The 12,063-nt window shown below is 60.3% G+C and carries 8 protein-coding genes; 6 read left to right on the top strand and 2 right to left on the bottom strand.

The genetic code is table 11. The features are described from left to right. Nucleotides 1–291: 291 nt before the first annotated feature. Entirely contained in the window at nt 292–1,956 is a 1,665-nt protein-coding gene (ettA, locus tag AC1DRN_RS29095) for an energy-dependent translational throttle protein EttA (RefSeq protein ID WP_223461058.1), read from the bottom strand. 276 nt (nt 1,957–2,232) lie between these two features. Between ettA and AC1DRN_RS29090 the strand changes: the two genes are divergently transcribed. The 5 genes from AC1DRN_RS29090 (at nt 2,233) to AC1DRN_RS29070 (ending at nt 10,696) form a co-directional block, all read left to right on the top strand. Further along, entirely contained in the window at nt 2,233–6,081 is a 3,849-nt protein-coding gene (locus tag AC1DRN_RS29090; RefSeq protein ID WP_477786885.1) for a sensor domain-containing protein, read from the top strand. Nucleotides 6,082–6,290: 209 nt separating this feature from the next. Next, nucleotides 6,291–7,544: a serine hydroxymethyltransferase gene (gene glyA, locus AC1DRN_RS29085; protein WP_223461054.1), complete on the top strand. Its 1,254-nt coding sequence runs from the start codon at nt 6,291–6,293 to the stop codon at nt 7,542–7,544. Nucleotides 7,545–7,893: 349 nt separating this feature from the next. Beyond that, the gene (locus AC1DRN_RS29080) at nt 7,894–9,207 is read left to right on the top strand and encodes a C4-dicarboxylate transporter DctA (RefSeq protein WP_108216408.1); all 1,314 of its coding nucleotides are present in this window, start codon (nt 7,894–7,896) and stop codon (nt 9,205–9,207) included. 69 nt (nt 9,208–9,276) lie between these two features. Then, a complete protein-coding gene (locus AC1DRN_RS29075; protein WP_108216407.1) occupies nt 9,277–9,981 on the top strand; it encodes a FadR/GntR family transcriptional regulator in 705 nt (234 codons plus the stop codon). Between the two features lie 25 nt (nt 9,982–10,006). After that, complete coding sequence (locus AC1DRN_RS29070; RefSeq protein ID WP_223461052.1) at nt 10,007–10,696, top strand: GntR family transcriptional regulator; 690 nt, start codon at nt 10,007–10,009, stop codon at nt 10,694–10,696. Nucleotides 10,697–10,767: 71 nt separating this feature from the next. On the opposite strand, the gene yjiA is transcribed toward AC1DRN_RS29070, so the two are convergent. Then, on the bottom strand, nt 10,768–11,739 hold the full coding sequence (gene yjiA / locus AC1DRN_RS29065) for a GTPase (protein ID WP_223461050.1): 972 nt from the start codon (nt 11,737–11,739) through the stop codon (nt 10,768–10,770). A 178-nt stretch (nt 11,740–11,917) separates the two neighbouring features. On the opposite strand from yjiA, the gene AC1DRN_RS29060 reads away from it, so the two are divergent. Further along, the coding region (locus tag AC1DRN_RS29060) for a GTP-binding protein (RefSeq protein ID WP_477786886.1) at nt 11,918–12,063 on the top strand (146 nt) is incomplete at its 3' end.

The following is a 12,063-nucleotide window of genomic DNA, read 5'->3' as shown; positions in this document are numbered from 1 at the left end:
TTCCCCGCACAACCGCCGGATTTACGCAGCCTGATCCTTGACCACAAGAGCTTCGCGATCTTTTGCTCGCTCGCCCTGATCGGCTTCGCCTTATATCCGGTTCTTGTCCATCGGCTCGCGGTTTCGATTCACGCTTCCTCCCCACACTCGGTCGCCCTCATGCAGTTGCGCTTCACTTCGTTCGCTGTGGTCAGCTTACGACGGGACTTTCACCCGCAAGATTGCGCCCATGCTGGGCGCACAAAAAAACGGAGCCCGAAGGCTCCGCTCTCTTATGCAACCAACCCGAAATCAGGCCAGTTTCTTGTGCCGTACACGATGCGGCTGGGCAGCTGCTTCGCCAAGACGCTTTTTACGATCGGCTTCGTATTCGCTGTAGTTACCTTCGAAGAACACCGCTTGCGAGTCGTCTTCGTACGCCAGGATGTGCGTCGCGACGCGGTCAAGGAACCACCGATCGTGAGAGATCACAATGGCGGCGCCCGGGAAGTCCAGCAGGGCTTCTTCCAGGGAACGCAGGGTTTCGACGTCGAGGTCGTTGGACGGTTCGTCGAGCAGCAGGACGTTGCCGCCCTCTTTCAGGGTCAGGGCCAGGTGCAAGCGACCGCGCTCACCACCGGACAGGTCCTTGACGAACTTCTGCTGATCGCCGCCCTTGAAGTTGAAGCGACCGACGTAGGTACGCGACGGGATCTCGTAGTTGCCGATGCGGATCTGGTCGGAACCGTCGGAGATCTGCTGGAACACGGTCTTGCTGCCGTCCAGATCCTCGCGGCTCTGATCCACACAGGCAAGCTGCACGGTTTCACCGACTTCGATGCTGCCCGAATCCGGCGTTTCCTTGCCCATCAGCATGCGGAACAGGGTCGACTTACCGGCACCGTTACCGCCGATCACACCAACGATGGCGCCTTTAGGCATGGAGAACGACAGGTTGTCGATCAGCACGCGGTCGCCGTAGCCCTTGGTGACGTTCTTGAATTCGATGACCTTGTCGCCCAGGCGCGGACCGGCCGGGATGTAGATCTCGTTGGTCTCGCTGCGCTTCTGGAATTCCTGCGACTGCATTTCTTCGAAGCGTTGCAGACGGGCCTTGGATTTGGACTGGCGGGCCTTGGCGCCTTTGCGCACCCACTCCAGTTCTTCCTTCATGGCTTTTTCGTGGGCCGACTGCTGCTTGGATTCTGCAGCCAGACGATCGGACTTGGCTTCCAGCCAACCCGAATAGTTGCCCTCGTAAGGAATGCCCGCGCCGCGGTCCAGTTCCAGAATCCAGCCGGCAACGTTGTCCAGGAAGTAACGGTCGTGCGTGATCGCTACCACGGTACCCGGGAAGTCGTGCAGGAAGTGCTCAAGCCAGGCGACGGAATCGGCGTCCAGGTGGTTGGTCGGTTCGTCGAGCAGCAGCATGTCCGGGGCGGACAGCAGCAGGCGGCACAGGGCTACACGACGCTTTTCACCACCGGACAGAACTTCGACCCTGGCATCCCAGGCCGGCAGACGCAACGCGTCGGCGGCGACTTCCAGCTGGCGCTCCAGGTTGTGACCGTCGCTGGCTTGCAGGATCGCTTCGAGCTTGGCCTGTTCAGCCGCCAGTTTGTCGAAGTCGGCATCCGGATCGGCGTAGGCCGCGTAGACCTCGTCCAGGCGCGCCTGGGCGTCCTTGATCACGCTGACCGCTTCCTCGACCACTTCACGCACGGTCTTGGTCGGATCCAGTTGTGGTTCCTGCGGCAGGTAGCCAATGTTCAGCTCCGGCATTGGGCGGGCCTCGCCCTCGAACTCGGTGTCGACGCCGGCCATGATTTTCAGCAGCGTGGACTTACCCGAACCGTTGAGGCCGAGCACGCCGATCTTGGCGCCGGGGAAGAAAGACAGAGAAATGTTTTTCAGGATTTCCCGCTTCGGCGGAACAACTTTGCCCAGCCGATGCATGGTGAATACGTATTGAGCCATGGAGAACCTAGGGTCAGTGACTGATGAATGATTGGAGCGCAGGCGATGCCCGGCCAGACCGTGCGCGTCGCCTGCGTGAGGCGACGCTGAAAAAGTCTGAGTCTAGGAGCTGGAACGCTCCCGCGTAACCGGCAAAGCTACCTTAATGACAGATGGCAGTCCAGCCGACGGGCAGGGGCTGGCACTTCGCCACAACTCAAGGCATGCTAGCCGCCCTTCGGGCGTCCGGCTTATAGTGCACGTCGCGCCAGTCCAGCCAAACCGCAGGATTACAGCTTGTCCAATGTCCCTCCGCCCCTGACTTCCAGTKAGCCGGCCACAGCGCCCGGCTCCCCCCTGCGCGGGACCTTGAAGGGCGCCTTGGCGACACTCGCACTATTGCTGCTGGCCCTGTTGTTCTGGCAATTGCTCGATCAGTTGCGCGAAACCCAGAAAAACCAGCGTCAATACACCATCGACTACACCGCCGATCTGGCCGCGCAGGTCAGCCTGAACATGGCGCTCAACGCGCAGATCGCCCTCAACCTGCTGCCGATCGTCGAGCAACCGCATGACGCCGATGAGCTGCAGGCGCTGCTGCGCAAGCTGCAACAGTCGCTGCCTGATCTGCGCAGCCTGGCATTGCTCAGCCCCTCGGGAAGAGTCATCAGTGACAGCGCTCCGGACAGCGATGACAGCGACTACCTGGCTGAACTGGTACGCCGCAGCCACGCCCAGACGCACTACTTCAGCAACGCCTCCGACGGTTCCGTGGTGCATTTATTGCTGCATCAGGCCAGCGGCAGTTCCCGAGGCTATTGGGTCTTGCGCCTGCCCCCCAGCTTTTTTTCGTCCTTGACCAAGCAAAGCGAGGCCGGCCGCCGCCCAATGTGGCTGGTGGAGAACCGCATCAATCATCAGGTCATCAGCCGCGACGATGCGCTGCCCTCGGTCAATCCGGGCACGCTGACCGAGGACGATGTCGCCAACAGCGTGCTGACGGTGCCGCTGAGCAGCAGCGATTGGCAACTGCGCGGCTTGTTCGACCGCCAGCGCGTGCTGGAAGAGCTGCTGCCGGCGTTCATCGGCAAATGTCTGCTGGGCCTGGCGTTTTCCATGCTGCCGTTCATCGCCTTGCTGAACATGCGCCGGCGTCAGCGCCAATTGAGTGAAGGCCGCCGGCGTTATCAGGACATTTTCGAAGGCACCGGCGTGGCTTTGTGTGTCCTCGACATGTCCGGGCTCAAGGTCTTTTTCGACAAGGCACAACTGCAGGGCAGCGAGCAACTGCACGCGTGGCTGGCGATCCCGGAACAACGCCGGCAATTGCTCAAGGAACTGCGGATCACCGCGGTCAACCAGGTCGCGCTGCAATTGCTTAATGTCGATAGCGCCGACAAAGCCTGGAAACTGCTGATCGACGGCCATCCGCAGGACGGCACCGCCATCGGCAACCAGGTGCTCGACGCGATGCTCAACCAGCAGCAACAGCTCGAGCTGGAAATCAAACTGCAGGATGCCAGCGGTCGCGACCAGCATCTATGGCTGGTGCTGCGCCTGCCGCAAACCCAGGACGACTATAACGCGGTGATCCTGAGCATCACCGACATCACCAGCCGCAAGCTCATCGAACTGTCACTGCAGGAGCGCGAAGGATTTTGGTCGGACGTGGTGCGCACCGTACCGGATCACCTGTATGTGCAGGATGTGATCAGCCAGCGCATGATCTACAGCAACCATCATCTGGGCCAGACCCTGGGTTACAACCGCACCGAGCTGCACCAGATGGGCGAATACTTCTGGGAAATCCTCCTGCATCCCGAAGACGCCGACTATTACCATCGCTCCCGCCAGGTCCAGCGCCAGGCCGGTTATCGCCAGTTGATGCAGTGCCAGTTGCGCTTCCGCCATCGGGACGGCCAGTGGCGACGCTTCGAGATTCGCGAGCAGGCACTGGCCCGGGACAAGGAGGACCAGGTCACGCGGATCATCGGCGTTGCCAAGGACATCACCGACCAGATCGAAGCCAGTGAATCCCTGCGCGACAGCGAGCAGCGCTACCGGATGCTCGCCGAAAGCATCAGCGATGTGATTTTCTCCACCGACAGCCGCCTCAACCTCAATTACGTCAGCCCTTCGGTGCAAGCGGTGCTGGGTTACGACGCCGAGTGGATTTTCCAGAACGGCTGGCAATCGACCATCGCCAACCCGCAACAACTGACTGGCATCTACCACCTGATGGACCGGGTCAGCAAAGCGCTGGATCAGCCGGACCAACTGGCGCTGCTGCGCAGCCAGGTGCAAACCCAACTGTTCCTGTTCGATTGCCTGCGGGCCGACGGGCGCAAGATCCCGATCGAACTGCGCCTGGTATTGGTCTGGGACGAACAGGGTACGTTCGAAGGCGTGCTCGGCGTCGGCCGCGACATCAGCCAGCAACGCCGGGCGGAAAAAGACTTGCGCATGGCCGCCACGGTATTCGAACACTCGACCTCGGCGATCCTGATCACCGACCCGGCCGGCTACATCGTCCAGGCCAACGAGGCCTTCAGCCGTGTCAGCGGCTATGCCGTGGAGCAGGTCCTCGACCAGTTGCCGAACATGCTGACCGTCGACGAGCAACAGGAATCCCACCTGCGTTACGTACTCAAGCAATTGGGCCAGCACAGCACCTGGGAAGGCGAAGTCTGGCTCAAGCGTCGCAATGGCGAGCACTACCCGGCCTGGGTCGGGATCACCGCCGTACTCGATGACGAAGGCGACTTGGCCAGCTATGTATGTTTCTTCAGCGACATCAGCGAGCGCAAGGCCAGCGAGCAGCGGATTCACCGCCTCGCCTACTACGACGCCCTGACACACCTGCCCAACCGATCGCTGTTCCAGGATCGCCTGCACACGGCGTTGCAATCGGCCGAACGGCAGAAGTCGTGGGTGGTGCTGATGTTCCTCGATCTCGATCGCTTCAAGCCGATCAACGACTCCCTCGGCCACGCTGCCGGCGACCGCATGCTCAAGGAAATGGCCACGCGCCTGCTCGGTTGCGTCGACGATGACGATACCGTGGCGCGCATGGGCGGTGATGAATTCACCTTGCTCCTGCAACCGCGAGCCAACCGTGAAATCGCCCTGAACCGGGCGATTCATGTGGCCGAGCAGATTCTCGCCAGCCTGGTGAAACCGTTCGTGCTCGAAGGCCGCGAATTCTTCGTCACGGCCAGTATCGGCATCGCCCTGAGCCCGCAGGATGGCAACGAACTCAGCCAGCTGATGAAGAATGCCGACACGGCGATGTACCACGCCAAGGAGCGCGGCAAGAACAACTTCCAGTTCTATCAGGCGGACATGAATGCCAGCGCCCTGGAGCGACTGGAACTGGAAAGCGACTTGCGCCATGCCCTGGAACAGAACGAATTCGTGCTGTATTACCAGCCGCAGTTCAGCGGTGACGGCAAGCGCCTGACCGGTGCCGAGGCGCTACTGCGCTGGCGCCATCCACGCCGCGGTCTGGTGCCGCCGGGGGATTTCATTCCGGTGCTCGAAGAGCTCGGGCTGGTGGTGGATGTCGGCGACTGGGTGATCAGCGAAGCCTGCCGCCAACTCAAGGCCTGGCATCAGGCCAGGGTACGGGTGCCGAAGGTGTCGGTGAACATCTCGGCGCGGCAGTTCTCCGATGGCCAGCTCGGCACGCGAATCGCCACCATCCTCAAGGAAACCGGCCTGCCGCCGGCGTGCCTGGAACTGGAACTGACCGAAAGTATCCTGATGCGCGAAGTCAGCGAGGCGATGCAGATTCTCGATGGCCTGAAAAACCTCGGCCTGAGCATTGCGGTCGACGATTTCGGTACCGGTTACTCATCGCTCAACTACCTCAAGCAGTTCCCGATCGACGTACTGAAGATCGACCGCACCTTCGTCGACGGCCTGCCGTCGGGTGAGCAGGATGCGCAGATCGCCCGGGCAATCATCGCCATGGCCCACAGCCTGAACCTGGCGGTGATCGCCGAAGGTGTGGAAACCCATGAGCAGCTGGACTTCCTGAGGGAGCACGGTTGCGACGAGGTGCAGGGTTACCTGTTCGGTCGCCCGATGCCGGCGGCTCGGTTCGAAGGGCAGTTCAGCAATGATGCGCTGTTCATGTTCGACTGAGATTTGCGGCGCGGCTACTGGCCTCATCGTCGGAACGCCGCCCGGAGCRAGCTYGCTCCGGGCGGCGTTCCGACGATGGGGCCGGCACGATCACCGCTAATCCCCGCATGAACACCACTTGTCTGCGACATGATGCCGTTTCATATGCCATCTAAAACCCATTGGGTTAGAATGCCCCCCTTTTCCGCCCCCGATCCTTGAGGACCGCCATGTTCAGCCGTGATTTGACTATTGCCAAGTACGACGCCGACCTTTTTGCCGCCATGGAGCAAGAAGCTCAGCGCCAGGAAGAACACATCGAGCTGATCGCTTCGGAAAACTACACCAGCCCAGCGGTGATGGAAGCTCAAGGCTCGGTACTGACCAACAAGTACGCCGAAGGTTACCCGGGCAAGCGCTACTACGGCGGTTGCGAGTACGTCGACATCGTCGAGCAGCTTGCAATTGATCGAGCAAAAGAGCTGTTCGGTGCCGACTACGCCAACGTTCAGCCGCACGCCGGTTCGCAAGCCAACAGCGCCGTTTACCTGGCCCTGCTGTCTGCTGGCGACACCATCCTGGGCATGAGCCTGGCCCACGGTGGTCACCTGACCCACGGTGCCAGCGTTTCGTCTTCCGGCAAGCTGTACAACGCCATCCAGTACGGCATCGATGCCAACGGCCTGATCGACTACGACGAAGTCGAGCGGCTGGCTGTCGAGCACAAGCCAAAAATGATCGTGGCCGGTTTCTCTGCCTACTCGCAGATCCTCGACTTCCCGCGCTTCCGTGCAATCGCCGACAAGGTTGGCGCTTACCTGTTCGTCGACATGGCCCACGTGGCCGGTCTGGTCGCCGCTGGCGTCTACCCGAACCCGGTTCCTTTCGCTGACGTGGTGACCACCACCACCCACAAGACCCTGCGCGGTCCACGTGGCGGCCTGATCCTGGCTCGCGCCAACGCCGACATCGAGAAGAAACTGAACTCCGCCGTATTCCCGGGCGCCCAGGGCGGCCCGCTGGAGCACGTGATCGCCGCTAAAGCGATCTGCTTCAAGGAAGCGCTGCAGCCTGAGTTCAAGGTTTACCAGCAGCAAGTGGTGAAGAACGCCCAGGCCATGGCCGGCGTGTTCATCGAACGCGGCTTCGACGTGGTTTCCGGCGGTACTCAGAACCACCTGTTCCTGCTGTCGCTGATCAAGCAGGAAATCTCCGGTAAAGACGCCGACGCCGCTCTGGGCAAAGCGTTCATCACCGTGAACAAGAACTCCGTGCCAAACGACCCACGCTCTCCGTTCGTCACTTCCGGCCTGCGCTTCGGTACTCCGGCTGTGACCACTCGCGGCTTCAAGGAAGCAGAGTGCAAGGAATTGGCCGGCTGGATCTGCGACATCCTGGCTGACCTGAACAACGAAGCGGTGATCGACGCCGTTCGTGAGAAGGTCAAGGCCATCTGCAAGAAACTGCCGGTGTACGGCGCTTAATCAGCCCCGCTAAACCGCAGTTAAAAAAACCGGCCAGAGATGGCCGGTTTTTTTTCGCCTGCGAAACACCTGTGTAGGAGCGAGCTTGCTCGCGAAGGTCGTCAACGGTAACGCGTGCTTGCTGGTTCAACGCATTGTCATTGAAGCCATCGCGAGCAGGCTCGCTCCTACAGGACCAGCACCACTGGTCAGACCGGTCATGCCAATTTTCTAATTTTTACTTGCGAACACCCAAAAATAGCGCCTAGACTGCGCCTGCACTGGACATACCGGTAAGACCACAATAATTAAGTCCTGAAGTCGATGCGCCCTGCGCACGGCAGCCAGGACACCGACCAGGATTCCTCCCATGCTCAGATGGTGCTCGCGTTCAATCTTCCTCCAAGTGGTTCTCGGACTGGTGCTCGGCATCGTCTGCGGGCTGACCCTTCCCGAATACTCCGCTCAGCTCAAACCACTCGGTGACGGTTTCATCAAGCTGATCAAAATGCTCATCGGCCTGATTGTGTTTTGCGTAGTGGTCAGTGGCATCAGCGGTGCCGGCGACCTGAAGAAGGTCGGCCGAATCGGTCTGAAATCGGTGATCTACTTTGAAGTGCTGACCACCATCGCTCTGGTGATCGGACTGGTATTCGCCTTCAGCACCGGTATCGGCAGCGGTGCGAACATTCACCTGGAGCAGCTTTCCGCAGCCGATATGGGCGACATTGCCCAGCGCGGTCAGCACATGCACACAACCACACAGTTCCTGATGGACCTGATTCCGACGTCGGTGATCGGTGCCTTTGCCGATAACAACATCCTGCAGGTCCTGCTGTTCTCCGTGCTGTTCGGCAGTGCGCTGAATCTGGTGGGCGAGGCGGCGTCGGGCATTTCCCGGCTGATCAATGAACTCAGCCACGTGATTTTCCGCATCATGGGCATGATCGTGCGCCTGGCACCGATCGGTGTATTCGGCGCGATCGCCTTCACCACCAGCAAATATGGCCTGGACTCGCTGCAACACCTGGGCAGCCTGGTCGGCCTGTTCTACCTGACCTGTACTGCCTTCGTGGCCCTGATTCTCGGCCTGGTGATGCGCCTCTCTGGCTTGAAGATGTGGCCGTTGCTCAAGTACCTGCGCGAAGAACTGTTGATCGTCATGGGCACCGCTTCGTCCGACGCCGTGCTGCCACAAATCATGCGCAAGCTTGAGCATCTGGGCATCGGCAGTTCGACGGTCGGGTTGGTGATACCTACCGGTTACTCGTTCAACCTCGACGGTTTTTCGATCTACCTGACCCTGGCCATTGTGTTCATCGCCAATGCCACCGGCACGCCGCTGGCGATGACCGACCTGCTGACGATTCTGTTGGTGTCGTTGATCACCTCCAAAGGTGCCCACGGCATTCCGGGCTCGGCGCTGGTGATCCTGGCGGCCACCCTGACAGCCATTCCGGCCATTCCGGTGGTGGGTCTGGTGCTGGTGCTGGCCGTGGACTGGTTCATGGGCATCGGCCGGGCGCTGACCAACCTGATCGGTAACTGTGTGGCGACCGTCGCCATCGCGCGCTGGGAAAAGGACATCGATGTGCAGCGGGCGAACAAGGTACTTTCCGGCCAGGCGGGTTATACCTTCCAGCCGCGTAAACCGGTCGCACCGGCGCATCAGCAGGAATTCTGAATCAACGGTGTGCCGGCCTCGCCTTGGTCGGCACACTTTCACCACTTTTAGATGCTCATGGAGCGAACAGTGATTACCTCGTCAACCGTCGTAACTTCAGTCGTGGAAAAACTTCGGGCCGCTCTGGCCCGTGGTCAGTGGCGCTCCGGCGAAATGCTGCCGGGGCAACGTGAACTGGCCGAACAGCTGGGTATCAGCCGCCCGAGCCTGCGTGAGGCAGTCATCGTCCTGGAAACCCTTGGCCTGGTGCGCTCGATGCCGGGCAAAGGCGTAGTGGTACTCGAGGCCAGTCTCAGCGATGGCCAGTCCCACGAAAGCGCGGTGGCCGCAGCGAGCCTGGAAGACGTGCTGCAACTGCGTTACACCCTCGAACCGTTCATCGTCGGCCTCGTGGCGCAGTCCATCAGCAGCAAGGAAGTCGGGCAACTGCGCCTGACCTTGATGGACATGCGCGAAGCCCTGGAGGCCAACGACAGTGAAGCCGGCGTAAGCGCCTACATCGCGTTCCACGAAGAGCTGTTCACACTGACGTCGAACCCGATCTTCCAGAGCGTGGTCCAGCAAACCAGCAATGCCCTCAAGCAAAGCGCCGAAGTGTTGCGCAACTCCCCGGAGCATCTGGCAGAGCGCCTTGAAGAAAACGAAGCGGTGGTGCGGGCGATCCGCAGCAAGAACAGCGCCCAGGCCAGCGCCGAGATGCGTCGGCACATTTTGCGCGAGGGCCAGCGCATGGGCATCGAACTGAACATCCCGGAAGACAACCTCGGCAGTTGAAACCTCTTCGAACTGGAGATTGGCCATGAACAGCTACGCCTCGCCACAAACGCTCGCTACCCTGCCCGTCCGCCCTTCGGTGGGTGATCTGTATTCGCGGGTCTTGGACGCCATTTTCGAACAGCGCATCCATTCGGCCAGTCGCTTTACGGAAGAAAGCCTGGCGCAGATGTTCGGTGCACGGCGCAGCGACATGCGTGATGTGCTGACGCGACTGTCCCATCAGCAGATCATCATCTTACGAGTCAACCATCGTCCCCGCGTCGCCGAGCTTGATGTCGAGCAGACCCGGCAGACACTGCATGCCCGGCGTCTGGCCGAGATCATGCTCGTGCGGCTGGCCTGTCAGCGCCCCTGCGCTCAAGGTTTGAAGCACCTGCGGGAGCTGGTCGATAGCGAGCGTCAATGCACTGAGCGTGGCCGGGCGATCCGTTTGTCGGGAGAGTTTCACCTGCGATTGGCAGAAATGGCAGGTAATGCACCGTTGTCGCACTTTCTAGACAGCCTGGTGCAGCTGACTTCGTTGGCGCTTGCGCAGTTTGAGCTGCAGTCGATGGATTATTGCGTATGGCAGGCGCACATGGAGATCCTGGATGCGCTGGAGCGATGGGATGCTGCGAAGGCAGAAATTGTGCTCAACCGGCACCTGGATTATCTGGAAGACTTGTTGCTGAACCCTGCATCGGCACTGGGCCAACATTGTGCCGCAGGTTAGACCGCTTTCGTCGGAACGCCGCCCGGAGCAGGCTCGCGATGGCGGCTTAAGGCTCGCTGCAATTTCTGAATTTAATCAGCCGCCACCCGCGCAAACCCCTCGCGAATCTTTTCTTCCGGCAAGTCATCGGCAATGAACACGATCACGCTCTCACGCACGTCGTCTTCAGCCCACTCGGTATCCCAGTCGAAACCATACAGCTTCAGCACCCCCTGAAACACCATGCGACGGGATTCGCCGAGGATATTCAACACGCCTTTGTAGCGCAGCAATTGCTTGCCATGCTCCTCCAGCAACTCGTTCATGAACTCGCTGAGCTTGTCGATATCCAGCGGTTTTTCAGTGCGCAGCACCAGGCTGGAAATGCGGTCGATGGACGGGGCCCGGCTGACCGGTCGCAAACTCACGCCGCCACCGAGGTCGGCGTTGAGGTTGAAGCCGCGCACATCGAGCAACTCGGCCAGGTCGATCTTGCCATGGTCAACCACGCGGATCGGCGCACGCCGGTTGATGCGGGTCAGGCGCTCGCTCAACGCGGTGAAGGTCGGTTCGTCCACCAGATCACGCTTGCTCACCAACAAGCGGTCGGCGAAACCGATCTGCGCCTGGGCGATGGTCTGGGTCAGATGCAGATCAGCGTGGGCGGCATCGACCAAGGTGATGATGCCGTCGAGGATATAGCGCTCGCGCAACTCTTCGTCGATGAAAAAGGTTTGCGCCACCGGCGCCGGGTCGGCCAGGCCGGTGCATTCGATCACCAGCCGGTCGAAGGCGATATCGCCCTGGTCCAGACGCTCCAGCAACAAGTAAAGCGCCTTGGTCAGGTCCGTATGGATGGTGCAGCAGACGCAGCCATTGGACAGCGTCATCACTTGCACCGGCTCGTCACCCAACAACTGGGTATCGATGCCGGCATCGCTGAATTCGTTCTCGATTACGGCGATTCTCAGGCCGTGCTCGGCCTTGAGCAGGTGACGCAACAGGGTGGTCTTGCCGGCGCCGAGAAAGCCGCTGAGGATTGTTACGGGGATGGGAGAGGACAAACTGGATCTCCTTTTTCACACAGGAAAAAACAACACAAAACAAATGTGGGAGCGAGCTTGCTCGCGATAGCGGCTTAACATTCAACATCACTGTTGATTGACAGTCCGCCATCGCGAGCAAGCTCGCTCCCACATTTGTTTTGTGTTGTTTTTTCCTGTGTGAAAAAGGAGATCCAGTTTGTCCTCTCCCATCCCCGTAACAATCCTCAGCGGCTTTCTCGGCGCCGGCAAGACCACCCTGTTGCGTCACCTGCTCAAGGCCGAGCACGGCCTGAGAATCGCCGTAATCGAGAACGAATTCAGCGATGCCGGCATCGATACCCA

The organism is Pseudomonas sp. P5_B3, from assembly GCF_056400405.1.
The sequence above is the reverse complement of the archived record's forward strand: the minus strand, read 5'-3'. Positions and strand labels throughout refer to the sequence as shown.

What these genes read in the sequence shown, in the direction of transcription:
- ettA (WP_223461058.1), bottom strand. Translation starts at nt 1,956, where the DNA reads ATGGCTCAATACGTATTCACCATGCATCGGCTGGGCAAAGTTGTTCCG.
- glyA (WP_223461054.1), top strand. Translation starts at nt 6,291, where the DNA reads ATGTTCAGCCGTGATTTGACTATTGCCAAGTACGACGCCGACCTTTTT.
- AC1DRN_RS29070 (WP_223461052.1), top strand. Translation starts at nt 10,007, where the DNA reads ATGAACAGCTACGCCTCGCCACAAACGCTCGCTACCCTGCCCGTCCGC.
- AC1DRN_RS29080 (WP_108216408.1), top strand. Translation starts at nt 7,894, where the DNA reads ATGCTCAGATGGTGCTCGCGTTCAATCTTCCTCCAAGTGGTTCTCGGA.